Source organism: Sporosarcina sp. FSL K6-1522 (genome assembly GCF_038622445.1).
Classification (GTDB): Bacteria; Bacillota; Bacilli; order Bacillales_A; family Planococcaceae; genus Sporosarcina.
Genome location: NZ_CP152019.1, coordinates 3520651 through 3547140 on the forward strand (window position 1 = coordinate 3520651; position 26490 = coordinate 3547140).

Consider the following 26490-nt stretch of genomic DNA (forward strand, 5'->3'; position numbering starts at 1 on the left):
TCCACATTGAAAACTGAAAAAATCAAAATTCAATCAGATACAGAGAGACTGGTCATAAGACCGTTACAAAATAAGGATTATGAACTTTGGCTGGAGGGGTGTCGTAACAGATTTCCTTCACAGTATAAATACGATGACGACAAAATGGACTTGAACGGATGGACTCAGAAAAAATTCAATGATGATGTAGTTACAAAACTTCAAGGATTAGCTGACCGGGACGAGGCATACGTTTTTGGTATCTTTCGGAAGTCGGATCAAAAACACGTTGGTAAGGTTGAATTTAGCACGATTATGAGAGACGAATTTCAGTGGGGACTCTTGGGATATACCATTCACAATCAATATTGGCGCAATGGTTACGGGAAAGAAGCAGTAAAAGGAGCGCTTAATATCGCTTTTCAAAATCTCCACTTCCATCGCATTGAAGCTCATATAAATGTTGATAATAAGCCTTCCATCAAATTAGCGGAAAGCGTAGGAATGGAATTTGAATGCATTAGAAAAGGATTTATATTTGAATTTGGAGAGTGGACCGATAACCTGGTGTATTACATGAATTCAAATAGGCTATCTTCACTGAGGTAATTTAATGGTATTTGATAGCATCCATGAATAGGTCATTTAGGTAAATAAACATATAAACTGTATTAAGGAGTTGGAGAAATGATAAAGGCTGTTTTATTTGATTTAGATGGAACTTTGTTAAATCGAGACGAATCAGTAAAAGTGTTCATAAACAACCAATATGAACGACTGAATAAATGGGTTAGCCATATACCGAAAGATACATACATTACAAGGTTTATTGAACTCGACAAGCGTGGGTATGTTTGGAAAGATAAGGTATACCAACAATTAACTCAAGAATTTAATATTTCCGAAATGACTTGGGAGGAATTGCTTCAAGATTACATCAGTGAATTTAGGTTTAATTGCGTTCCTTTTGATAACCTAATTCAGATGTTTGAGGAATTAAAGAGCAGCAATGTTGCTTTAGGCATGATTACAAATGGTTATGGTCAATTTCAAATGGATAATATTAAAGCTTTAGGAATTGAGCAATATTTTGACGTGATTTTGATATCTGAGTGGGAAGGTACAAAAAAACCTGATCCTGAAATTTTTAAAAAAGCCCTAGAGAAACTTAATGTATCACCTGAACAAAGCATATTTGTTGGGGATCACCCTAAAAATGACGTAAAGGCTGCTCAAGGTATCGGGATGACAGGTATTTGGAAAAAAGATCTTCAATGGGACGGTTTTGAAACAGCTTTCACAGTTAATGATTTAAAAGAACTTCCATTAATCATTAGAAATTTAAGTGAAAGAGTAGAGTCTTGTTAAGAAATTGGACGTGATAATCGAATATGATTGCGTCCACATCACCCGACTAGATAAGGAGTGGACGAAAATGAATGCATTTATGCTAGAAGGATGGACACCCATATTACTTCTGGGGATACTATTTATTGTTGGGATTTACTTCGTATCTCGTAAGGTATCACGAAAAGCCTTATATACAGTTTCGTTCGTATTGAGCTTGATTTGTTTCGGCTTAGTCGTATTCGGTCTATTGGTCGTTGGTGGATGGGACGGTTTGGGACTAGGATTTGTTGCAATTAGCGTTCTACTAGGAACATGGATAGGTGCTGTAATTGGCATTTTCAGTAAAAATATAAGTGTGTAATTTGTACCGCAATCGGGCCAGATTATGAAGAAAAATGAGAAAGGTACTGGTATGAGACTAATTCAGTTTGTATATATAGTATTTCTATGGGGGCTGCCCATTCTGCTTACTTGGCGTTCTTTCAGCAAAATGGAAGAAGAAAAACGGCGCGAGATTATAAAAGAAATGAAAGAACCTTTATTTATTTTAGGAATTGCACCTGTAACGATTGGTTTGCTTGTCTTTTTTACCGGTTCTATTTCAGCACCAGGCATAAAAGTCTTGCAACATTCGGGAATAGGTTTCGTGTTCTTTGGTTGGTGTGTAATGTGGGTGGAGGAATTGGTGAACAGAAATAAAAGTACAGTGAAAGGGATTGCTATGATTGCAATAGGGATATTCGGCGTAGTCGCTTATATTTTTCTGTTTTAAACAAACGGGTGCGATAATGGCAAAGTCGTATATCAGAATCAGGCCGTTTTGCAGAAGTAAATAGGGAGGTTTATTTATATGTCTTTCACTACAATTTTGGTATATCTGACATTAGCGAGTTTATTATTTACTATTGTTGAGGTAACTAAAATCAAAAAAACAAAACGCAAAACTCAGACAAGACATTGAAACATTAAAAAAACAGGTCAAATAAATAATCGCTTTCCGTTTAGATTCTTCTTTCACAAGCAGACGCGATAATCAATTAAAATCGAGTCCTCCTAAAATGGCCCTTCTTCCGGGAAAAATAGGTAACCTTTCCAACGAGTAACCGTCTACTAATATAGGAGGGATTTGGTTGAAAAGATTATTGCCTGTTATTTTATTCACCTTCGTGTTAAATGCTTGTAACCCATCGAATACAGTTGATGGCCCCACTTCAAACGAGACGAATTCTACTGTTCAAACTATGCCAGAAGATATGCCCAATGACTTTGGGTTTTCTATTCAGTTTGGTGTGGGAAAAAATAATGAAATCGATACATTCAAAGGTACCGTAACCAAGGATTTAATAGAAGATGGAACAGCAACCGCAGCTGTGACCTTCTCAGATGAGGAATTGGCTGCAATTTATGAGGAAATGAAAGATGTTCGTATAATAGAAGCTAAAAAATTTATACCTGATCCTATCAACGGAACCGTTTGCGTACAAGAACCACACGAAGAGGATCAATGGAAAATTACTATCAATGGAGAAACCATCACGCATTCTTTTTCAGAAGAGTACTGTGAACCTACCAACGACGCAAAGCAGCTACTGGAGTTGCGAAATTACGTATTTAGTCTGATCAAAAGTAAAGAGGCATATTTATTACTTCCTGAGTCTACAGGGGGATATGATTAATTATAAATTTAGTGAGAGTGGTACGCAGATACAGCCCCCATTCAAAGGGCATAAATTCAACCCCCTTATATCGGTATATTAATTTGACATTTATTGCACCAATCGTTTTTTCAACTTATCCAATTTCAGTTGCCTAGCATCCGTCTATGCTATCAGGCAAATCATACATTAAGGTAGGAGGAATGAGTATGAACAGAATTTTGTTAATTGCGATCAATATAATCACTGGCATAGTTGCGATAACTATGAGCGTTGTAAGTTATGCTATGAGTGGAATTGGGGAAGGTTCTACTAACAATATAGCCTACCTTGGCTGGATTCTAGTCTGGGCAATGGGATTAGCTTTACAATTTAAACAAAGAACACGGATTGTAGGACTATTCATCACTTTTGCCCCAATTGCTTTTTTTAGTTACGTATTTATCGTCGCGAGTATGATGTAATATCGGAAATTATGGTTGCAATTTGGTTCTGTTGATTAGCTTGGAGAGTAGTGTGTTTTCTTTATTGAAAGTATTGACGAATATAAACGGGAGGTGTCTCGTTGAAAAAGAAGCTTTTTTATTGGCGAGTATTTTTGCTTATTACTCTTCTTGTGCTTCTCTTAACAAAAGTGATAAATTTGAGTACTTTTATAACACTGATAGTTGGTGTGATTGTATTTGTCGGAATTCCAGCGTTTATTAAATCGATGGGAAATAAGGACAATATTAATTAGCAGTCCGGTGCGATTAAAAAAGCCCAGAATGTAATCTGAGCTTTTTTGTTTGCTATAAAATTGAGTCCTACTCCTAGATTCTCCACTTCATACAAACTATTTATTTTTCCTGAGCTGAGCTCCTCCAAAGATTATAATAAAAAACACAAAGCCTATTAATATGATGTAATTCGTCAATGGATCACTGATTCGCGGGATGGAACTTTGGAATACTTTTAGAAGAACTACTAATCCTATGCCTATAATAATTCCGATAACGGCTGTTTTCTTCATTATTTCATCCCCCTTAAAACACTTTCTTCCCATAAATCCGAATCGACAGCAACCATGAACAAGCGTAGAGCACTATAACCGATAGGCCAATGAATAAATAGAACTGCGTAGTTGGTAACGTTAAAACCTCATGCACAAATCCTCTAATTTGGTCGTTCACGTTAGGAATAATTAATGGAATTACCGCTAGATAAATGACTAACAAAACAAGCCCGCCAATGAACATATATTGGCTTTTGAATTTATACGAAAATGGAAATAACAGTGATATCGCTACCATCACAAGGCCCACAATAAACAGGATGTCTTTCCATATCATTAGTTCTTGATGGATCAGAGCATTGCCAACAAAAATAGTGAAAACAACCATCCCTATGAAAACAAGTGCCCCCATGTATTTTGAACTGACAATTTCTTTTCGTGTATAAGGCAAAGAATTGAGCAACATATGAATGGAAGACTTTTCATCCACACTAAAAGCATTCATGATAATGGCAATGCTAAATAAAATTCCCCCATAAATAATGGAGTTTTCTAGAAATAGATACACAATTAACATTGGTAATAAAATGAGTAACGTCGTCTTTTGCAAAAGGATATCTTTCCGTATTAAATTAAACAAGCTGCTCAGCCCCTTTCTTTGTATAAAACATAATATCTTCAAGACTTGCCTTCTCAATCAAAGCCATGTCTCCAAAAAGATTTTCAATACGTACCTTGTTATCCGTTAATGCCACAAAACCATGAGCAGATTTTCGAATGGCTATAAATTCCCGTTCTGTATCCGCGTCTAATAGCTCCAGGCCGCCTTTAACAACAGCATACTCTTCTTCAACTTTATAAAATTCCTTTGTGAAAATATGCTCCCCTTTATGAATAAATGTAATATAATCTGCAATGCGATCCAAATCGGTTGTGATATGTGTCGAGAAGAAAATCGTTTTATCTCCGTCCTGCATGAGATCATGTAAAATATCTAGCAACTCCCTACGAAAAATCGGGTCTAATCCAGACGTTGGTTCATCCATAATAATTAATTTCGCATGATGCGATAAAGCGATTGTTAACGACGCTTTCATCATCATTCCTTTCGAAAAGGTTTTAATCTTTTTATTGAGCGGCAGCTCAAATGTTTGGACATAATGAGTAAATAGGTCATCATCCCAATTGGAATAGGACGGTTTTAGTATTTTTTTCATTTCTGCTAACGTGATATGTTCATAAAAAATATTTTCATCAAAGACAAAACCAATGCGCTGTTTGATTTCTTTTTCATGGTCCTGATAATTCAACCCGAATATCGAAATCGTCCCGCTATCTGGTTGTAATAAATTCATAATTAATTTAATGGTCGTTGACTTCCCCACACCATTTCCCCCGATAAACCCCGTCACGAAACCTTTTTTAACCGTCAGTGAAAAATCCTTTAGTTGAAAGCCATCAAATGATTTATTCACATGCTGTAATTCAATTACGTTTTCCATTTAGTCATCCTCCGTATACATTAATGTTAGCATTTCCTTGAGCTCAGCTAAGCTCAGGCCCATTTCCTTACCGTTTTGAATAGCAGCCAGCAACTTTTCTTCAATCACTTTCATTTTTCGTTCCTTCATCATTTCCATATTTTGCTCCGCCACGAACGAACCTTTTCCCATAATGGAATAGATAAAACCATCTTTCTCCAGCTCTTCATAGGCACGCTTCGTTGTAATGACACTAATCTCCAAATCCTTCGCGAGCTGGCGCATCGAAGGAAGCGGCTGCCCTTCTTGTAACTCCCCCATCAAGATGAGCTTCTTGATTTGCGCATAAATCTGCCCGTAAATCGGCTCTTTTGAACTGTTCGAAATAAGTATTTGCATGCAAAAACCTCTTTTTGAAATAGTGTATATATACTTTATATACACTATATACACATTAGGATTGTTTTTCAAGTTTTATTTTTGGGAAAAGTAAAAACCACGTAGTTTGCGAAATTGAGCAAACTACGTGGTTTTTATTCTAATTAGTAAAGTCAACTGGAGATTTAACATGTTACGACTGACGTCTTTTCAGCATCTCCTGCAAATACTCTTCCGATTTGCCTTTTGGAATACTCAAGCTTTCCCAACTCTCATCTCTTAATTGCTTGCCAATAAAAACAATTTGCCCGATATGATACGCATAGTGAGCCATTTGCCTTTCGATCGCTTCCAACACCGTATGACGCTCCCCACGGATGTATATGCTTTTTAATAAATCCTGCCCTTCCAATTCATCTAACGCCTTAAAGAGAGTATTCCAGCCCTTTTCCCAAACGGTGAGCAATTCCTGTTTTGACGAGATATCATCCTCAAATTCTTGTTCACGATTCCTGTCGGGCTTTTCCCCATCGGAAATGAAAAAATCAGACCATCTGGATACCATATTTCCACCCAAGTGTTTTGCGATAACCGCAACACTATTTGAAGCTTCATTCAACTTCCAATGAATATCAGCTTCCGCCAATTGACTAATCGTCTTATCCCCGAGGCCCTTGACTTCTTGAAATCGTTCCCGCACAACACGCACATATTCATTGCCTAGCTGCATGATAATTCTCCCCCATATGTGAATAATAAGTGATTCCATTTACACAGATGAATTACTCGATTGATTACCCCTTTAACTTAAAATATCGCCTTTCCATCTAGCCCTAAAACAGCCCCCCTCTGAAACATCACGATCATAAAGCCTTACAACAAAACACTTGGACAACTAGCTCTATTGGTTCCGTTGGTTTGAACTCGGCAAGCGTTTGATGTCACTGGCAACAGTTTTTGTATAATCCAATTATATCACTTTTACGATATCCTTAAATGAATCGACTACATGATCCGCATACTGAAGCTCACTATCCTGCGCAAAATCGAAACGTACACCGATCGATGTAAAATGATTATCTTTTGCTGCTTGGATATCGGAAGCACGGTCCCCCACTACAAAACCGCCTTGAATTTGATGCTCTGTTTTCACCAACTCGACTAGCTCCGACTTATTTCCCGAAGCAATGGACTGGATACTATACGTTTGTTGAATAAATCGCTGTAGCTGATAGGCCTCCACAATCGCCGCTAAGTACTCTATGTAGCCATTGCTTGCGATAAATAATGGATAGCGCTCACTTAAAAACGCCAATGTTTCTTCAACCCCATCATAGAGCGCACCTCTATGTTTACTAATTAGCGTGATAAGTTGTTGTTGAAAAATATCATTACTCTTGTTGCGAAGTTCAAGAGAATGGTTCGGACAAAGCGTTTCCCATACGACAGATAATGGCACTCCCATAATTTCACGGTACTTTTCAATCGGTGTTTCGCCTTGCCATTGCCGCTCTTTCCGCAAAACCTCAAACGTCGCTTCTAAAGCCGGTTCTAAAATTAAGTCCGTTTGAAATAATGTACCATCCATATCAAATAGTATTGCCTGTGTCATTTTGAGGCTCCCATCTTTTAGTTTAAAAGTGAACTATTTTTAGCGCTCCCAAATGTAATGGATAAACTGCAATTGTTGCCCGTTCATCTCAAATAGTTCATCACTTATGTAAACTTGTTTAAACCCATTTTTCTCTAAAGTCTTTTGAGATGCTATATTATTGGTTGTTGTTTTTCCTATGACCTTTTCTACATGTATCGCTGTTTTCAACAAAAGGTTCAACGCTGTAGTCCCTATGCCTTTTCCGACATATTCTTTGCCTACTCTAAAACCAACTTCCGCCACATTGTTAGTTATATCAACTAAATTAATTCTCCCAACAATATTACCTGAGTTATCCCTAATCAGATAAAATTCCGACCTTTCATCTTGCTGTTCTACTAATAAATCCTGGTGTCTTATCTTAAACGTTTCAAATTGATAATAACCATCCCCTCGGCTGGGCACCATTTCCTCGAAAAATCGTCGATTCTCCATTTCAAATCGATACAATTCTTCCGCATCTCTATCTTGTAATCTAACAATTGATATTTCCAAAATGAACTCACCTCTTCGTCGTCAAGAAAATACGCCAATTTAATCTACTATGGCATTTCAAAAAATAACATATCAATCTACATATCAATTAAGTCTGTGCCATAGGAGTTATCAATTGCACAAAGCCATTCGCCTTGTGTATTTTTCTTAAACACATACGTTGCTCTTCTGTCCATTGAATACTCCGTTTCATGTTTTTCGGCATCCAGTAACGTTTGGGAAATAACTAATGTAATATCCCCGGCTTCTAAAATAATCATTTCTCCTTGTGTTGGAACCAAACTGTTATTAAAATACTTCGCGATTTTAATAAATGCTTGTTTGATTTCTTCTTTTCCACGTGCAATCATATCCGGTTTTACTACCAAGATCGCATCGTCCGTATAGTAATTCTTCAGCGTATCAAAATCTTCCCGTTTGATTGCTTGATCACATTTCTTGATAAACTCCTTTAATTCGTGTTCCACAAAAGACCACTCCTTTTAGTATAACGTTGCTTTTATCATATAACAAAATCATCTGATAATGGAGCTTGCACAAATGTATTTCTATAATCACTTTTTAAGATGGCCATAATAATTTCATCTGAATAATGTCCATTGTAGTATAACGATTCACGCAAAACGCCTTCTTTTACAAAGCCAACCTTCTCATAGGCTCTTATTCCTCGCAAATTATGGCTAAATACTTCTAACTGCAGACGATTTAACTGTAGTTCTTCAAAAACAAATTGCAGTACAATTTGTATAGCTTCTGTTCCATATCCTTTGCCCGTTAGCGCAATCGAACTCATCGAAATTCTAAACCCTGCTTTTTTATCTTCTTCATCAATATCAAAAATCGATAATTCGCCTATCATCTGGTCATTTTCTTTCAAGCAGATCGCAAAATCATAACGTGATGAATCGTTGTTTAGATTGTTGATATGGGCTTGGATCTGTTCTAACGTGAAATGAGGCTTTGTTCCTGTCATATATCGGATTTCTTCTTCCATAGTAATTCCTAACATCATCGGTGCATCGCTCTCTTGAAGTGATCGCAAATAAATTCTTTCACTTTCCGGTTTCATTTCCAATTCTCCTCACATCATTATTGTGTATGATTTCATATTACTAGTATACGCAATGCCATGATAGACCTAAAACAATTGCTAATTGTTTTCTACCTACAATTGATTATCCTAAAACAGAAAACCCTCTGGATCATAATGTTCCAGAGGGAGATCATATTTCTTCTATACTTTTTTTCGCGAATAAACGATTTTTTTAATGGTTTCAACTGAGAGAGTATATTCATCCGCTAGTTGCTGGATACTTTTTCCCTTGCGAAAAGACGCCTTGATGTCACTGTTACGACAATCTATGAACTGTCTTCCGCCACTCTTCGTTCCCCATTTTCTATGGTTTGTTTCTTGTTTAGGAATGTACAGATTTTCTCCCTGGACATACTTTTGGATCTCTACCAATAAATTTTCCGGTAAAACTTTTGCAGCATTTATATACTTCAATTTCGCTCGCTCCCTATTTCATTTCTGAATAAATAAGGTGCAAAGCCAAATTATTAGATTGATTTATGTAGCGATAAAACTATATATTTCGCCCCATGCAAAGTATCGCCTGTCCAATAATAGGCTTTGCATGAGTATGAGAATTTGTCTCGAATAACCCTACATAATATTTCATTATTAAAAACCTCCCTTACTTAAACTATATCAAGGATTTGGTCATGATAATATCCATTTGTTCCTCATCTCCCATATAAAAAGAGTGAGCGCCAGCTTGGACAAAACCAATTTTTTTATAAAAATCAATGGCATTGTCATTCTTTTCCCAAACACCTAGCCAGATTGCCTCTTTATTTTGGCTTATCGCTATATCCATCGCTTTATTAATGAGGTATTTTCCAATATGCAGCCCCTTTTTAGTATTACGTTTGATCAATTCAATAAGACGTAGCTTTTATCATATAAGAAAGCGACTGACTTTGAAACCCGATTGATCACAAATTGTATGAGTGACCGCTTGGAACCTAATCGGGTATATAACGAGCTATTTACTCCACCCTAAATTGACACATCAATCATAAGGTGGTGGTAATTTTGAGTTTCTTAAAAAAAGTCTCCTGTTTGTTCGTTATTTTTTTAGTTTTTATAAATTTGATTGGTCATGAAGGAATCGCTTCAGATGGTGAAATTACGCTGAAAGAAGCGATTGACATTGGATTCGAGAAAGCAAAAGAATGGAATGTAAATGCAACACTTACAAGAGTAAACAGTGTGGATGAAACGATGGGAGGCTCGAGAGGAGAAACAGGAAAACGCTTTGTATGGACTATGATCTTTATCGTTCCAGGTACAGATGATTATGTACTAATTGGTATCTCTGAAAAGAAAATCACTGTGTTTGAACCGAGTAAGCAAACCCCGGATCCAGCAATACATTATGATGACATTAAGTTGGATAGCTCCGATGTTCTCCAACTAGCAAAGGATAAATACGGACTAAACCCGGGAAAAGATTGGGCAACCGGATATCATTTTACACTTGACAATATCGATGGAATGCCGATTTTAACAGTGTTTGGAAATGATCAAGATAGCCGTTTTACTCGTATTTCATTCAATACCCAAGACGGAGATATGGTCAGTGCCATTCATAAATTACCATACGGCGGAGGATTACTATCCAAACATAATGGTACCGATAACCTGACCAAAAAAGGGATGGCGATTACGGGGGTTGTCGCTGGAAACAATAAGTTAGTGGTATGGGGAGACAAAAAGCCAACACAATTTAGTGTAACCAAGCAACCTTTTATTGAATGGAGCCCTAACAATGGAGAGACCTGGACAGAGCTCCAGGCAAATAATTATGTCACACACGCGTGGTTTGATAGCAACGAACAATTATATGTAGCAACGGAAAAAGAAGTATGGGCAGGTCTGACAACAAAAAGGAAAGGAACGAAAATTCTTTCATTAAATCACAGAATTGAGAACGTCGATTATTCAATTAATAACCATATAGCTGTGCTATCAAATGGAAAGATTTATCATACAACCACTAGAGGGGAAAGTTGGGAACAAGCTATTGTACCCAAACCAATTTATGCTGTTCAAATTTCGGATAATGGGGATTTGGTGATATTCACAGAAGAAAGGAAAATTTTTCTAAAGACAAATGATGGATGGAACGAAATAACCATGCCGAATAGTAATGATGTACCTCAGGATATGAAAGTGATGAATAATAAGCTATTCATACTCATGGAAAGCGAAATTTGGATCCAAGATCTTCCGGACGAGACATGGAGAAAGATTCAAGTTGATAAAATGATGGTTAAACTTATTAAAAAAGGAGAGAAATTATTCGGAATCAAACATAGAGGTGAAGCTATTTATTCCATTAACGTTAAAGATGAAAGTAAATCCGAAAAAGTGTTTGATGCGGGAGATTTCATCGTTGTTTATGATGTAGATATTATGGGAGATACATTATGGGTTGCAACAGCACCTGATTATTCGTGGGAAGACATGCCGATTCCACAAAGATGAAAAAATATATTGTCACATCTATTGATTAGCCCCCAAATAACTATATTATACACTAGGCACTATATATATTGTTTTTGGATTGCTTTGGATACACGACCTTCTTCCCTATCCCCTTTTTATTTAATGACAACCACCAAGTGTTTGTTATAGGATAATGGATAGAATGAGCGAATTAGTAGGCCATCAACGGCCTAAATAAAGGATGTGCAAAACAATGAATGTAAATGAAGTGATGCTGGAGCTTGAAGCGCTTGGCAAGGAACGTATGAAAAAAATGTACATGTCTAATGGTGCACACGAGCCGGTTTTCGGCGTGGCTACAGGTGCGATGAAACCAATCGTCAAGAAGATAAAGATCAATCAGCCATTAGCCGAAGAGCTTTATGCGACAGGGAACTACGATGCCATGTACTTTGCAGGCATTATTGCAGATCCTAAAGCGATGACGGAGGCGGATTATGATCGTTGGATGGATGCGGCATATTTTTATATGCTGTCTGATTATGTAGTGGCGGTCACATTATCCGAGTCAGATATTGCGCAACAAGTCGCGGATAAATGGATTGCGAGCGGCGAAGAGCTACGCATGTCAGCGGGCTGGAGTTGCTATTGCTGGCTATTAGGGAATCGAAAAGACGTTGAGTTTTCCGAAAGCAAGATTTCCGATATGCTTGGTCTAGTGCAAAATACGATTCATGATGCGCCAGAACGCACGAAATCTGCGATGAATAATTTTCTATCCACTGTAGGCGTTTCCTATGTGCCACTCCATGAAAAAGCTATCGAAACCGCTCAGGCAGTCGGTATCGTAGAAGTGAAACGAGACAAGAAAAAAAGCAGTATGCTGAACGCTTACGAGAGCATTCAAAAAGAAGTCGAGCGAGGAAAAATTGGTTTTAAACGCAAGCATGTGAGATGTTGAAAAAAGCGTAGGATTTCCATTCAAACACATATAACAGCGTTCAGAAGTTGAACGCTGTGTTATATGTATGTGTAGATTTCCATCTCCTCTTCAGCGAAGGCACCTTACAAGCGGTCGCCGAAGCCATAAGACTGGCAGTGGTTTTCTGCCTGGCTTATGGCGGGAGGCATCCGCAAGCGCCGAGCGATGTTAGGGTGACTCTTCAGTTCAGTCTATATAGTTATTTAATCCTCTCCAGCCAGTTTTCTAATCCTAGAATAAACTTGCTGCGCACTTGTCGCCTCTTCAAATTCCACATGATGTTCTTTCAATGTATCAAAGAACTTCTTTTGAATAGCAACTAATCTTTGATCCTCCAACCGCATATTCTCCGCCTTTGTTTCAACAAGTAAATAAACCGTTGTATCATCTTCTTTTTCAATCATATACATAAAGTCTGGCGTTGTGGAACCTCCCGTATACTTAGGTACTTGAATCGCCCTTTTAGGCAACTTCCCAAAAACCGTTACCTTGTCACTATAGCCATGTCGCAATAACTCTCTCTCAGGTGTTACACTATCGTAACGCATTGGCGGCAGTTCATAGAGATAGCGAGGATCTTCTTGTGCTTGTTCATCTATATGTAGCCCAACCACTTCGGCATTGATATCCTCCACGAAACAATCCAGCTCAGGATTATAAATCGATGTATGTGCTTGGAAATCCAATTTTTTGTAGGCATACGCTTGCGCAAACACTTCATCAAACTGCTTTTTAAACGCGCGTGTAATATTCGTCAGCGACACTTCACTTAAAAATTGAGTATCTCCTTGTAAATCTGATTTCAACAGTGTAAATACATGGAGATGAATGTCTTTGACAGGTATCCCGGTCGCGGTATGAATGGCTTTCACAAACTTCCCATAGGCCATACCTGGCAGATATACACGTTGGTACTCGGTCTGTTGTTCTGTCGAAATCACGCGCTTGTTATCACTACTAGCATGTAGCGACTCCCTCGTTTGTGTCGGAGCTTCACGCTCATAATTCGCGGCATTTCCAACGATTTGTTCGGCCATCGAATGAATCGTTTCTGGGATCCGTTCGAATTCCAATAGATAGCGGTTCGAAAATTGTTGCCATACCTCTTTGACTTTTGCCCAATTTTCTTTTCTTAGCTTTACACGGATTTTCGTTGAAGCTTTTGTCGTATCCCTTACTTTTCCTTCACGTAAGCGATTGGTATGCAATTCAGGATAACGTTCAACCAGCCATTCAAATCCATCTTTCTGCACACCATTTATATCAATCGCTTTTTTAAATTCATTTTTGCGATTAATAATCCCTAACGCATCTAAATCCTCCAGTAATCTCTCGTCTGTAAATTCCGCATCCGACTTTTGACGTTCCATGACGATTAATTGAATCATCTCTTCCGTTAATTGTTCTTCATTCAATTGAAGTTTTACATCACGATTAATTTCCTCAACTAGTTTTTGAGCAAAATCTTTTTCATCATAACCGATTAAGAAAGCAAGCCTAGCGGGCCATTCCTCTTGCTGAATTCGATGGCCTGTTTCATCTACCGGCAATCGTAACCCTCGACCGACTTCTTGAATTTTACTATTTTCACTTCCAGAGGTACGCAATTTGGCAATCACAAAAACATTCGGATTATCCCAGCCTTCACGTAACGTCCATTTGGAAAAGAGGAAGCGTCTTGTTTGCCAATTGCCATGGTCATCTGTAAAACGTAATAGTTTTTCTTTATTTTTTAAAATGTCATCCACTTCTGCTTGAATCGCTTCATCACCAGAACCTCGGTCTTCCCCAAAGTATCCTGCATGGACGTTTTGATGATCACTTGCTAAACTCGCTTGAGTCGCTCTTATAAATGCTAAATACTCCTGCTCTCTCGGTAGACGTTTCCCTTCATATTCCGCCACTAAGCGCGCCAGTTTTTCTGTCAATAAACGTTCAAACGTTTCTTTTAACCAGCCACCTTCTTGACGATAACTCGTAATGCTATCAATAAAAAACAGACTTAATGTTTTAATTCTCGGCGCATTATATTCCGATTGGTTATCTCTCAAAAAATTCACTTGTTCGATGTCAAAATGCTTATCAATCGCCTCTTGAATGATTAACTCTTGATACGTAGAACGGTATGTACCCGGAATTAAATCCATCCCTTTTTCAAGTGCTAATTCATTACTCAACATTTTTGAACCTGCGTACTCGATATCCCCTTCAAAACCCGTATCCACTTCTGCTAAATTATCGCCGACTCGCAGTGTCCAACTCTTCCCATTCTGCTTGAGTACCAGTTCCTTGGCCTTCACACTGTCCACTACGTAACGGTTTTTCGCCTGTTCTTCCGTCAGATTGGGATAATAAATATCGATGCCTTTCACCAAGCCATTATTAAAACTCTCAATGGCATTCAAATTAAATTGTGGTTGTTGGCGATAATAATCTTTCTTAACGACCTTATTTGCCCCTCTTCCCTCAGTGATTTCTGGAAATGTTGCGCCAAAACGGACAATCATTTGGGGAGTAAGTGCTTCGATTGCTTGATAATTGGCCTTATCTCTTGGGAAACGATGGGGTTCATCGATAATGACGACTGGACGCGTTTTTTGTATCGCTTCCATTGGATTGGTCACACCGCCAATTAACGTTTGATCATAATCGGATTTCTTCATATTCGAAGAATTTAACATGCCCGCATTGATTAACAGTACTTGAATGGTATTGGTATTTTGACGGCTGCCTTCTACAAAATTCAGCAATTGTGCCGGAAAGTTTTTACGGCCGGATTTCGCTTTAAAGTCGCCTGCATTAATGACATTCAATTCAATCTTGATATTTTCATAAAACTGAGAGAAATGCTGTTTCGCATAATCACTTTGGATGAAATTTTTCGTTCCTTCTTTAATGGCCGGACTTGGGACGACAATGATAAATTTAAAAAGACCATGTTGCTGATGCATTTCATACATGAATTGTGTGTAGACATAAGTTTTCCCCGTACCCGTTTCCATCTTTACGTCGATATTCGCAGCATCCTTATATCTGTCACGGATTAATGAATTCGCATAGACATCATTTGCATCAAGGTCATTGGCGTTATGATCGATTCCCGTGAAATTGTCCTTAATGGCTTGTAAGCTAGCTTCTTGGTGAGGTAGTTCTTCTAATAAAATCTTCAATTCACTACCCCCTTAATATCTTTTCACTAGATGTACTTTACGATTCAATTGCTTCAAGCCCAGTTCGAGTTCCCTAATACTTTCCAAATCAAATGAATAGCCATATACAACGATTGTTTGAACCGCTAGCTGATTCGTCCCAATTAAATTTAACAGTTCTCTCGTTTGTGTAGCATTCCATTGTGTATGCATGACATATATACGACTATGATCCACATAGCTTGCTTGATAACCGTGTAATTCAATGCGTTCAACTTCGACATCTAATGGATAACCATCTGCTACGAGCCAAGTTGTGAGAATGGTATCTTCACCACTCGCATTCCCTTCCACTTGCAAGCCCTCAGCCGAAAATGGTTGAATCATATCATCAAATCCATTTTCCGATAACTGCCTGAACTGACCACTTGCATCTTTAAATAACCCTGTTTCCATATCAAACGCTTCTAAATCGTCTAATGTCGGTTGTTCTGGCGCGACAACAGTATAATGTTTAAAGCCCCCATCAAATTGTTTCGGAAGTGCTAAGCCCGTTTCTTCTTGAATCTTTCGGCTCGCTTTTTGAATACGATCGCGTGAGATTTCATCGATCGATAAATAACCTGCATGGAAGGCAGATTTACTACTTTTATTCGCTATCTTTGTGCCCTGATGATCGAGTGCGTACGTTTTTTCTGGCAGTTGAATCATGATAAATTGACGAGTGCCGCCATCTTCTGCATTTAATTGCATAACAGCATCCGCCGTTGTAGCTGACCCGGCAAAAAAGTCTAACACAGTGATATCTTTCTGTTCAAATAACGTCATAAAGCCTTTTATTAAATCTGTACTTTTAGGGGCATCAAATAATAAGTCATTCTTGGCAAATAGCGCTTTTTGATACGTGCCGGCAGAAGTGGTTTTAATATCAAATTTATATCGCTTCACTTCGTTATTAATAATCGCATCGTATTCTTCGTTTTTCAACATACTTTTGATGCGAATTTTACTGCTATAGTTCTTTTCAAAGAGTTTTTTCTCCGTAAAATCCAACGCTTTTTTGGCAAATAACTCTCTAAGCTTTTCTTCTGTATACGTATTTTCGACAAATTCACCTTTGTAAAAGGAGATATACCGGCTGTATCCTTCATTTATTAATGCTTCATTTTGTTCATCTACAGATTTCTCTTTTATCAATTCCAGTGCATCATTCACTTTATGATAGTACACGCTATAATGCTTTTTAGAATCAAAATCTGTCACCTTATGATTGAAGCTATTCTCACCGACAACTACTCGCTTACCACTATTGTGCACATAATTGCCATTTTCATCTTTCGCCATATCTGAAGCTTTTTTCGGGATATTTTCAACGAAAGAACTCTTCGATTTATCTTTTGCATAGACCAACACATACTCGTTACTGACCGACACGAAAGAGGAGTTTTTTCTTCCCTTCGGATTATTTTCAACGGATAAACAAGCGATATAATTATTTTCACCAAAAATTTCATCACATTCAAACTTTAAATTCATCATCTCATTGTCATCGATGCTCATAAAAATAACGCCTTTTTCTGACAGTAGGCGTTTAGCGAGCCATAGCCTTGGATACATAAATGTTAGCCACGCGGAATGCGTCGCTTTGCCTTGAATACTTTTCAACCGTTGTAATTCGGCTTCATTCATACCAAATATGTCCTTCAGCACTTGATCGCTATACTCAAATTTATCTGGATACACAAATCCATCACTACCTGTGTTATAAGGAGGGTCAATATAAATCATATCAATGGAGTTGTTGTAATTATTTTGTAAATGGCGTAATACTTCTAAGTTATCGCCTGTGAAAAATAAATGCTTACTATTTTTATTTTCTTCTAGATGATTATGATCATTATTGGGAACGATAACGGTTGTTGTATACTCTCCAGCTTGTTTTTTCGCATAATCTTTTCCGATAAACTCTAGCTGATAACCACTTGTTAGTTCATCAATATTATTCTCTTGTAAGGCACGTTGAAATTTCTCCAGATCAAATTTCCCTTCTTCAATCAGATTACCGTCCTCATCAACTTGATCCGCTGTGAAAAATGCGGGGAGATTTTCTTTTAATTCCTTTAAGAAAAGTGTATTCGGCTTGACGTTTTCATTGTATTTTAAGTTGTCTTGTAACAATGTATATACTCCTTTTTTATGTATATGTATTTTTAAATAAAACATCTACGCCCTATCAATTACGCTCCGGCGTAATTGCGTCCAGATTTTTTTCGAGCTCGGGGCCTACAGGAAGTAGGTCATGCAACCGTTGCCGCAGGATGCGGCGAACTTAGGTTGCCTTCCAAAGCTCCCCTAAAAATCTGTGACATCCGCCGGAGGCTTGGGCCTGCACGATGCAGGTCATGCAGGCATTGCCACAGGACGTGGCGACCTTAGCCTGCGTTCCTCTATCGTTCAGCCGGTGTTTGAACACCCACTGAACAGGAAACAAAACCGCATTCATCTCACCACCTCTCGAGGTGGGAATTTTCTGCTGAATGAAGATAAAATTATAAATGGGCCATTCATTAAGTATAATACAATGGGCAACGCTGTAAACGTTGAACTATATGAGTTAGTTTCATAATTGAACAATCAATACTAAAATCCGAACAAGGTTGATTTCCGCTTCAGGCGGACGCTTTCCGCGGGCACGGCTTCAATCTCCTCGTCACTAAAAGCGGTGCTCCCAAACGCTTCGCTTTTCGATCGCAAAAGCCATTCTTTGTAATGGCTCTTCCTGCGGGGCTTTCAGCTCGCGCTGTTCCCGCAGGAGTCGCCGCCTTACGCTCCAATCAACGAGGGTACACACCATATTTGCGAACAATGAATTTAACAAATGAATTGTTCGTTTTTATAACTGGAATAAGTAATTATGAAAATTGATTCATATACGTTGAATAAAAGGATCTTCCTAACAAACGCTCGGCGCCCTACTGGAGAATAGGGGACAATCATACGTTCAACCCATATAGTAGAACAAAAAGTCCGATGAATACAATTTACTTCAAGCTAGCAACTTTATGTTCAATTACTAACGAGCTTCCTATATAATACGGTGTAATATCAGATATTTTAAAACCCTTATTATAATCAGGAGGTGGTACTGCAATGGAAAACTTTTATGTATTTGTCCTTATGTGTGTTCTTCTCATTATTTTGCCCGGGCCCGATACGGCGATTACGACAAAAAACACGCTCATTGTCGGGAAAAGTGGCGGGCTTAAAACGGCTTTCGGCACGTGCTGTGCTCTGCTGATTCATACGTCCGCTGCCGTATTAGGACTTTCGGCAATTATTATGAAATCAGCATTATTATTTTCCGTCTTCAAATACATTGGTGCTGTGTACTTAATCTACCTAGGCGCTAAAACATTATGGGCTTTATGGAAAAAAGAAAGCATCGCAACCGTTGAATCCGATACCCAAAAACGATTTGAAAACGCCTCTTGTTTCAAACAAGGGTTCCTTTCCAACATCCTAAATCCCAAAGTTGCGGTCTTTTTCTTAACCTTTTTGCCTCAATTTGTGAACCCAGAAAGCCCTACACTTGTACCGTTTCTTATCATGGGCATCACGTATACGGTTTTGACTGCCTTATGGTTTTTATTTTATGTCTATTTAATTCATCAAATCAGTGCTTTTATGAAAAAACCGGCGGCTCAAAAAAGTATTGAAGGAATCACAGGGGCCATATTGATTGGCTTTGGTATAAAATTAGCCTTGGAAAAATCGGTGAATTAGGTTGATCGTAAGCGTAAAACAGCGCCTACCTGGCTTCAGGAGGCGCTGTTTTACACCATTGGTTTATTTATAGTTGCATCAATTTCAGATATGCTTGTGCTTGCTATGGGTATAAAATGCTTTCACTATCATTTTAGATTTACTGAAACCATTCTACTAATCCTCCCAATAAAAAATAGCATCCATAACGATATACTTTCTAGGTTCACGATAGATTGTTGGGATTTTTGTTTGAAAAGGCAACGGTTGATTCAACTTGTCAGCTGCCAAACGTTCATAGTCAAATTCTTGCAAGGCTTGTGTCAATTTCTTTTCTAATGTTTGGAACTTCTCACTTATGTCTAATCGATATGGACCATCAAGCAAAGAACCAGAGGCCCCGCCCACGACTTCGTTCGTTTCGATACGAATCGTTTTACACCTGTCATCCTCGCCCATAATGGCTACAGGTGCTAAACGACAAATATTGATAATTATCCCTTCCGTCTCTATCTCTCGACGACCGTACTTTTCTTTAACAACTTTGACATTTTCCTTTTGATAACAAAAAAATTCAACAAAAGAGGCGTAACCACTTCCAAAATGATTCCACTCTGCTTCACATACTACATTCGGAATACGATTGATTCGATGAAATAATCGTCGAATATGTCCCTCAATTTCTTGCGCATTGTTTGTATCATAGGGGAACTTGTTCCCCACGACTTTTCCTGCAATCACGTTTTGTAGTTGTTCAATCGAAAACATAGATAAGACACCTTTCTTGTTTGACTGAAGCGATTTTCATATTTCCAACAGCTCCCGAATATCCTCTTCCGTTAGCCATGTACTTGCCTTCTCTTTCGGATCAATGATTTTTTCAATCAAATCTCTTTTCTTGTCCTGCAGTTCATTCATTTTATCTTCAATCGTTCCACGGGCAACGAGTTTGAGTACATGGACAGTTCGTTTTTGACCGATGCGATGAGCACGGTCCATAGCCTGTTCCTCTACTGCTGGATTCCACCAAAGGTCATAGAGAATGACCGTGTCGGCCCCTGTTAAATTGAGACCCGCCCCACCCGCTTTCAGTGAAATCAAAAACAAGTCACGCTCTCCTGCATTGAATCGGTTACAGATTTCCAATCGATCTTCCGAAGGTGTTTGGCCATCTAAATAGAAGAAAGGGGTGCCATTCATCGCTAACTCCTTGCCGATAATGCCAAGCATTTTTGTAAATTGGGAAAAGATTAATACCCTTCTGCCCGCGAGCTTTGCTTCTTCAAGTAGCTGTTTCAACTGCTCAAATTTCGCCGAATTTCCTTGATAGCCGTCCACGAATAAGGCGGGGTGGCAACAGATTTGCCGCAACCGAGTGAGTCCTGCAAGGATTTGGATTTTATTCTTTTGGATCGTGTTTTTATCCAAGTGCTTCAACGTATCGTGGCGCAACTTTGCTAAATAAGCAGCATAGAGCTTCTTCTGTTCGGGCAGCAGCTCCGTTGTTTCTATGGACTCAATTTTTTCCGGCAACTCTGTAAGGACATCTTCTTTCAGCCGCCGTAGTAAAAATGGTCGAACACGGCGGGCTATTGCTTTTGGCGTGAGTTCACTATATGCACGCAGCCCCATGAATAGCTCCGGAAATACGATATGAAAGATGGACCACAGTTCTTCCACTGAATTTTCAACAGGAGTCCCCGTCAGCGCAAATCGATTGTCCGCCTGCAATTTTTTCACCGCTCGGGCTGTTTGCGTAATGGGGTTTTTGAATGCCTGCGCCTCGTCAAAAAAAATGGTTAGGAAGTCTTGCTTCTCAAACCACTGAATATCCTGGCGTATCAACGGATAAGAGGTAATCAACACATCTGTACCTTCTAATTCATTCTGCTGCTTTGTCCGCACCTTTTTTGGTCCATCCATAATGACCGCATGAATATCAGGTGTGAATTTCTGAAACTCACTCAACCAGTTATACGTTAACGAAGAAGGACAAACAATTAGCACCCTCCGTTTTTGCTCACGAATTTCAGGTAGCACGGACTGGATGAACGCAATGCTCTGCAACGTTTTGCCTAGCCCCATATCATCTGCTAGCACGCCGCCTAAGTGATGTGACGCCAGTGTTTTCATCCACTGGTAGCCCTGTTTTTGATAATCACGAAGAACCGTTGCCAGTTGTGTCGGCATTTCAATTCCCATACTACTAGGCTGAAGCAAGCTTTCAAAAAACTGGCGAGCTGATGCTTCTACTTTGAATAGGCCCTCCTCATCGGCACCAGAAAGGAAGCGAATTCCACGTCCTATCGGAACGGACAAACCTCTTTCCAATTCATCCAGCCCCTCGGGAACTTCATTCAAAAAACGTTGGATGGCTTCAAACTCCTTTGTTTCTAATGACAGAAGAGCTCCATCCTTTAAACGGTAATACTTGCGCTTTTCCTCCAAGGCTTCTAGGATCTCACGTATTTGCTTGTTTGGGATACCTTCCATCTCAAATTTAAATTCGAGCCAATTCGTTCGCTCTTCCTGTGATTTCACGCGAATCCGTGGTCGGGCGTGGCCTCTGAAAATGCGATTTTTGATGGCTGTCGTCGCATAGACCTTCACGAGCTTTTGCAATTTCGGAAGGATATGCTGTAGAAATTCATATTCCAATTGTTCATTATGTAATAAATAACCTTCATCATTTTCCGTAAAAGCACTTTCTTTCATTAACGCAAGGATGTCACCTTCTTTCTCCAAGTCGCGAACAAGTACCGAACCCGTCGGCAAATCCCCTTCTGTTAAAGGATTCATGACAATATGTTCATATTGAAATTCCAAACTTGCAAGCAGACGGTTATTGACACGATCGATGTACAGCGTTGCTTGCAATGGGGATGTCACCAGTTTGTCCAAAACGATTTCGGCAAGTTGTACTTCACCAATCCTCCTTAACCCTGGGACGACTTTTTCTAGGAAGAAACCAATTTGTTCATTGGCAATCGGCAGTCGACAGGCTCCCGAGGTGTCAACCATCTGCTTGAGATCCGTGAGGCGTTTGCAATCCTCCTTGTCCAGCTGAAACAGTTGCCTGTTGCAGAGGACGGAATGATAATCCTTGAGGATAAGAATATGAGCCAATCCGTCAATTTCCAAATAATGTCCCTGGCCTTCTAGCCTGTCAAAATGGAATTGTACAGGCAATGGCCCATCTGAGAGCCGCATGCCAGCCCTGTACTTTCCATCGGTCCCTAATCTTACGAACGGTGCGCTGTTCAAAAGAGGGAGTAGTCGATTCCATGATGTAGGTGGGATAAGTAATGTTTGCGGACTAACTGTAGGGTCAGCTACGTACACTTGGTTCTCCTGATGCATGTGGATGAGCTGTTGAAGAACAGCATCCGCTTCGCGCGGGAAACAATGGCGGTTCGAATCAAATACAGATGTTGACTTCCCTTCATATATGTGATTCAAAAAATCCCGAATATACTCTACTGGAACCGAACCAATTTGCATTTCGATGCCTAGCATATGTCCGCCCTTGACGGCAACAGGCATCCACGTAAACAGCAAGTCCATTACTTCTCGGTCTTCGAAATGAAGCTGCTGTCCAGTTGACCTTGTAGGTTTTTCATTGAAAAGGGATAGCAGTCCATCCGTTACCGAAGGCTTATCAAATTCAATGACAGCATGCAAAACCGCGGCGACATGCTGACATTTGAACGGATAGAAAGGCAACGATGGACAACTGCATGCTGTCCGAATTCCATCTTCCCCATCATCGTCAATTGTGACAGTAAAATTTTCTGTACCCGCCACAATCGCTTGGCAATGCGTACCCGTATAGTGTTCTATCGTTACTTTCCCTGAGCGATAAAAGGCTTCTCCTTTTTTAAACGCACTGTTTCCACACATGTCTAGAATCTGCTGTTGAGTGATCATTGCATTCGACCTCCTTTCTATATAATCAATTACGCCTCGGCTTAATTGCGTCCGGATTTTTTCGAGTAGGCTCGAAAATCTCCCCTTAAAAATCCGTGACATCCGCCGGAGGCTTTATCTGAGTTCAGCTGGAGTCGGAATACCCACCGAGCAGTAAGAACACTTGCATTCATCCAGACACTTATGTAAGTAAGGTCTTCTGCTGAATTCAGATAAAAGATACTTCTCTTATCCACCTATTCTAACTCGTCCACTAATTCTTTCTAACGTCCCTAAAATACTCATAGCAGCCAAATAGCTCGTCTTCGGATTTTCTGGCAGTGGATTATTCGTAATAGAGAATGTCGCTTCGCCAAAATCGCCGATGACTTCCACATGATGAATGTTTTTATCGATATGTGGATCAGCTACGAGGCAGACGTTCGTCTTTTCTATTCCTATCCCAGCCAATGACAGGACAATGGAGACATTCATGTTTTTCGGAAATTGCTGAATCGCATCCATGGCTTTTCCCTTAAATACAATCTTCGCTTCATCGATGTCTTCGTCAATCAACGAGCTGGCAGGTTTCCGAGTTGTTAACGAAACGCTAGTAATCGTGCCAAGCGCGTGTGCATTTTGCACCAAGTCTAAACCGCCTATTGCACCCGACGGCAAATGCACAGTCGTTTTATAGTCATTCGCAAAATGACTAATTTCTGTTAATAAGGCTACATCTGCAAATGCCCCTACACTGATTACCACTGCATCCTTCGCCTTCATTACAGCTGGCAACAAGGTTTTCACTGCATCGACATTCGCTACCTCCACGACAATATCGATTCCCGAATCCAGAAACTTTTCAAGGTCAGTATACAACGTGACCCCAAACTCCGATTCCAACAACCGATATTTTTCCCTGTTTCGCACAAATATACTTGTGATTCGTAACGTTTTATGTTGATGATGGTTCAGTTTTCCCAATAAAAAATGAGCAACCGCCCCTGCACCTATTAAACCGATATTCATCGTCGGCCTCCCTTATATATTAATATATTGAACAAAAAGAACCTTCCTAACAACGCTCGGCGCTTGCGGATGCCTCCCTCATAAGCCAGGCAGAAAACCACTGCCAGTCTTACGGCTCCGGCGACCGCTTGTAAGGCGCCTTCGCTAGAGATTAGTCATAATCATACGTTCCATTTATATAGGTGAGGAACATCATCCACAATTCCTTCCTCAATACCACTTCCACCCCATATCTTATCACTGATGGAACCGCTATGGGCTACATCACTTTTTAACGCCACTGATTTTCAAATAAAAGAAGTGAATATAGGTCAAAAAAAATAAAACCGATCTTATAAAAATGCTATTAGATCGGTTTTATTGTAAGTGCAATTCCAGATGTTCCGCAGAACAACGACGCTGGAATGCTCTATAATATGAACTTGCTCACTGCACAAGATTTTATCATTTCCTACGAAATCAAAATCACTCCATCAATGTACATTTCGAGCTGTTTCTTTCCAATACTTGTCGCGAACAAACCTTCTAAGCACTTTTCCGACGGCCGTAACAGGTAGCTCGTCAACAAAGTGAATGATTTTAGGAATTTTATAAGAACCGAGTTTGCTTTTCATAAATTCGGTCAACTCTACATCCGTTACAACTTGGTTTTCTTTCAGGACCACTTCAGCCATAACCGTTTCTCCCCACTGTTCATGTGGGATGCCCACTACGACAGATTGCTGCACAGCCGGATGTGAATTAATGACGTTTTCCACCTCTACCGCATACACATTAAACCCGCCTGTGATGATCATATCTTTTTTACGGTCTACAATATACACATACCCCGCAGAATCCATATATCCCAAATCGCCTGATTTCCAATGACCCCCTTCTGAAAACCCGGATGTGGTCTCTTCTGGTGCACGATAGTAGCCTGGAATGACCGATTCACTACGAATCCAAATCTCACCAATTTCTCCAAGAGGCACTTCTTTCCCTGCCTCATCCATAATAGCTAATTCAACTCCGGGAAGTGGTCGTCCCGCCGAAGTCAATCTTTGTCGGTCCTCATCCGTTTCAATAATGTGATCCTTCAAACCAAGTACCGCGACTAACGGCCAGGCTTCCGTCGATCCATACCCTTGTACAAAGACATTTCCAAACTTGCTTTGAAGATCTTCTAGCTTCGCTGGGCTCATAGGAGAAGCCCCATATATGATTCTCTCCAAGCTACTTAAATCATATTTGCTTTCTAATCCCAGCTCTAATAGTCGATATAATAATGTTGGGACGACAAATGTACTCGTTAGTCGATGTTCCTGCACGGTTTTACATAAAAGCTCCAAGTCGGGAATGTTGATGGTATAATTCGTTCCTCCTTTAAAATAAACGGGCAAAACAATAAGCGAACTGGCGTGACTTAAAGGGGTTACATGAAGGAACTTTGAATGCTCATTAAAAAGTTCCTCTGTATACGCGTATGTCTGGTTCATGGCGCCCAACTTATTTCGTAACGTATACATCGCACATTTTCCTCTACCTGTCGTTCCTCCTGTAAATCGATATAAAACGATATGCTGATCCTTATCATATTCAACATTTGTTTCTTCATCGCTTTCATTTTCAAGTAAATCCCACAGATAATGAACTCCCGGCATTCCCTTTTCCGGTTTATCCATAACAATTATCTCAATATTTCTTTCTCTAAATGCTTTATAATAATGTTCCTTCTCTAATATGGCATTCTCAACAAAAATGATTTTAGGATTTACATAATCAATTTGATAAAGATGTTCGTCAAGTGAATCACGATAGTTCAACCACGCCCCGGTTGCTTCCCCCTTCCACAGCCAATGACTTAACAGGCTATTATTATCGTTTTCAAGCAAATTGACGTACACATCACCAACTCCCATATCAAATTGGTTTTTCATCATATGACAGACTTTATTTGTAATCGCATGCAATTCTTTAAAGGTAAAGCGACGGTTCCGTTCAATATTGACAAGTGCTGTTTTATCGCCACATTGTTGTACCTGATTGAATAACATTTTCCCAAAATTTACTTTCATGTCTAATTCCCCCTCGTTCGTTGTAGTAATTTGGGTGCCAATTCTATCACAGAATTTTGTATGCGCTTTCAAATTTAATGACCCATGTTTATGACAGCCACACGA

At 39.4% G+C, this 26490-nt stretch carries 25 protein-coding genes and 1 pseudogene; 9 read left to right on the forward strand and 17 right to left on the reverse strand.

What is annotated here, in order from left to right; genetic code table 11:
* The first annotated feature begins 6 nt into the window (after positions 1–6).
* The 6 genes from MKY34_RS17545 to MKY34_RS17570 all read left to right on the forward strand — a co-directional run bounded on the left by MKY34_RS17545 (position 7) and on the right by MKY34_RS17570 (position 3448).
* Positions 7–588, forward strand: a complete 582-nt coding sequence (locus tag MKY34_RS17545) for a GNAT family N-acetyltransferase (protein ID WP_342512405.1) — start codon at positions 7–9, stop codon at positions 586–588.
* Positions 589–666: 78 nt separating this feature from the next.
* Positions 667–1347 carry an HAD family hydrolase gene (locus MKY34_RS17550; RefSeq protein ID WP_342512406.1) on the forward strand — a complete coding sequence of 227 codons (681 nt, stop codon included), beginning with the start codon at positions 667–669 and terminating at the stop codon, positions 1345–1347.
* 67 nt (positions 1348–1414) lie between these two features.
* Complete coding sequence (locus MKY34_RS17555) at positions 1415–1690, forward strand: YesK family protein (RefSeq protein ID WP_342512407.1); 276 nt, start codon at positions 1415–1417, stop codon at positions 1688–1690.
* Positions 1691–1714: 24 nt separating this feature from the next.
* Positions 1715–2101 carry a hypothetical protein gene (locus MKY34_RS17560; RefSeq protein ID WP_342512408.1) on the forward strand — a complete coding sequence of 129 codons (387 nt, stop codon included), beginning with the start codon at positions 1715–1717 and terminating at the stop codon, positions 2099–2101.
* A gap of 358 nt (positions 2102–2459) precedes the next feature.
* Positions 2460–3005 (forward strand): hypothetical protein, encoded by a 546-nt coding sequence (locus MKY34_RS17565; protein WP_342512409.1) that lies wholly within the window; start codon positions 2460–2462, stop codon positions 3003–3005.
* A 188-nt stretch (positions 3006–3193) separates the two neighbouring features.
* Positions 3194–3448 (forward strand): hypothetical protein, encoded by a 255-nt coding sequence (locus MKY34_RS17570; RefSeq protein WP_342512410.1) that lies wholly within the window; start codon positions 3194–3196, stop codon positions 3446–3448.
* Positions 3449–3819: 371 nt separating this feature from the next.
* Here MKY34_RS17570 and MKY34_RS17575 read toward each other — a convergent pair whose 3' ends face one another.
* The 11 genes and pseudogenes from MKY34_RS17575 to MKY34_RS17625 form a co-directional block, all read right to left on the reverse strand.
* Positions 3820–3996, reverse strand: coding sequence for a hypothetical protein (locus MKY34_RS17575; protein ID WP_342512411.1), 177 nt, complete (start codon positions 3994–3996; stop codon positions 3820–3822).
* A 13-nt stretch (positions 3997–4009) separates the two neighbouring features.
* Complete coding sequence (locus tag MKY34_RS17580; protein WP_342512412.1) at positions 4010–4618, reverse strand: ABC-2 transporter permease; 609 nt, start codon at positions 4616–4618, stop codon at positions 4010–4012.
* The gene (locus tag MKY34_RS17585; protein ID WP_342512413.1) at positions 4611–5480 is read right to left on the reverse strand and encodes an ABC transporter ATP-binding protein; all 870 of its coding nucleotides are present in this window, start codon (positions 5478–5480) and stop codon (positions 4611–4613) included. Before MKY34_RS17585 ends, MKY34_RS17580 begins: the two co-directional genes overlap by 8 nt.
* Positions 5481–5858 (reverse strand): GntR family transcriptional regulator, encoded by a 378-nt coding sequence (locus tag MKY34_RS17590; protein ID WP_342512414.1) that lies wholly within the window; start codon positions 5856–5858, stop codon positions 5481–5483.
* 172 nt (positions 5859–6030) lie between these two features.
* Positions 6031–6567: a DUF1572 domain-containing protein gene (locus MKY34_RS17595; protein ID WP_342512415.1), complete on the reverse strand. Its 537-nt coding sequence runs from the start codon at positions 6565–6567 to the stop codon at positions 6031–6033.
* Positions 6568–6807: 240 nt separating this feature from the next.
* Positions 6808–7449, reverse strand: a complete 642-nt coding sequence (locus tag MKY34_RS17600) for an HAD hydrolase-like protein (protein WP_342512416.1) — start codon at positions 7447–7449, stop codon at positions 6808–6810.
* Between the two features lie 39 nt (positions 7450–7488).
* A complete protein-coding gene (locus MKY34_RS17605; RefSeq protein ID WP_342512417.1) occupies positions 7489–7986 on the reverse strand; it encodes a GNAT family N-acetyltransferase in 498 nt (165 codons plus the stop codon).
* A 77-nt stretch (positions 7987–8063) separates the two neighbouring features.
* Positions 8064–8453: a nuclear transport factor 2 family protein gene (locus MKY34_RS17610; protein WP_342512418.1), complete on the reverse strand. Its 390-nt coding sequence runs from the start codon at positions 8451–8453 to the stop codon at positions 8064–8066.
* A 35-nt stretch (positions 8454–8488) separates the two neighbouring features.
* Positions 8489–9055, reverse strand: coding sequence for a GNAT family protein (locus MKY34_RS17615; RefSeq protein WP_342512419.1), 567 nt, complete (start codon positions 9053–9055; stop codon positions 8489–8491).
* Between the two features lie 165 nt (positions 9056–9220).
* The gene (locus MKY34_RS17620; protein ID WP_342512420.1) at positions 9221–9493 is read right to left on the reverse strand and encodes a CD3324 family protein; all 273 of its coding nucleotides are present in this window, start codon (positions 9491–9493) and stop codon (positions 9221–9223) included.
* Positions 9494–9692: 199 nt separating this feature from the next.
* Positions 9693–9893 (reverse strand): annotated as a pseudogene (locus tag MKY34_RS17625) (GNAT family N-acetyltransferase); the annotation flags it as partial.
* A 191-nt stretch (positions 9894–10084) separates the two neighbouring features.
* Here MKY34_RS17625 and MKY34_RS17630 point away from each other — a divergent pair.
* Both MKY34_RS17630 and MKY34_RS17635 read left to right on the forward strand, forming a co-directional pair.
* Positions 10085–11539 (forward strand): hypothetical protein, encoded by a 1455-nt coding sequence (locus MKY34_RS17630; protein WP_342512421.1) that lies wholly within the window; start codon positions 10085–10087, stop codon positions 11537–11539.
* Between the two features lie 214 nt (positions 11540–11753).
* Positions 11754–12461, forward strand: a complete 708-nt coding sequence (locus tag MKY34_RS17635; protein ID WP_342512422.1) for a DNA alkylation repair protein — start codon at positions 11754–11756, stop codon at positions 12459–12461.
* 224 nt (positions 12462–12685) lie between these two features.
* On the opposite strand, the gene MKY34_RS17640 is transcribed toward MKY34_RS17635, so the two are convergent.
* Positions 12686–15652, reverse strand: coding sequence for a type III restriction-modification system endonuclease (locus MKY34_RS17640; protein ID WP_342512423.1), 2967 nt, complete (start codon positions 15650–15652; stop codon positions 12686–12688).
* Between the two features lie 12 nt (positions 15653–15664).
* Positions 15665–17809 (reverse strand): DNA methyltransferase, encoded by a 2145-nt coding sequence (locus MKY34_RS17645; protein ID WP_342512424.1) that lies wholly within the window; start codon positions 17807–17809, stop codon positions 15665–15667.
* Between the two features lie 972 nt (positions 17810–18781).
* On the opposite strand from MKY34_RS17645, the gene MKY34_RS17650 reads away from it, so the two are divergent.
* Positions 18782–19414: a LysE family translocator gene (locus MKY34_RS17650; protein WP_342512425.1), complete on the forward strand. Its 633-nt coding sequence runs from the start codon at positions 18782–18784 to the stop codon at positions 19412–19414.
* A gap of 156 nt (positions 19415–19570) precedes the next feature.
* On the opposite strand, the gene MKY34_RS17655 is transcribed toward MKY34_RS17650, so the two are convergent.
* The 4 genes from MKY34_RS17655 to MKY34_RS17670 form a co-directional block, all read right to left on the reverse strand.
* Entirely contained in the window at positions 19571–20161 is a 591-nt protein-coding gene (locus MKY34_RS17655) for a hypothetical protein (protein ID WP_342512426.1), read from the reverse strand.
* A gap of 36 nt (positions 20162–20197) precedes the next feature.
* On the reverse strand, positions 20198–23320 hold the full coding sequence (locus MKY34_RS17660; RefSeq protein ID WP_342512427.1) for a DEAD/DEAH box helicase: 3123 nt from the start codon (positions 23318–23320) through the stop codon (positions 20198–20200).
* 228 nt (positions 23321–23548) lie between these two features.
* Positions 23549–24328 carry an aspartate dehydrogenase gene (gene nadX, locus MKY34_RS17665; protein WP_342512428.1) on the reverse strand — a complete coding sequence of 260 codons (780 nt, stop codon included), beginning with the start codon at positions 24326–24328 and terminating at the stop codon, positions 23549–23551.
* Between the two features lie 473 nt (positions 24329–24801).
* Positions 24802–26385 carry an AMP-binding protein gene (locus MKY34_RS17670; RefSeq protein WP_342512429.1) on the reverse strand — a complete coding sequence of 528 codons (1584 nt, stop codon included), beginning with the start codon at positions 26383–26385 and terminating at the stop codon, positions 24802–24804.
* Between the last annotated feature and the right edge of the window lie 105 nt (positions 26386–26490).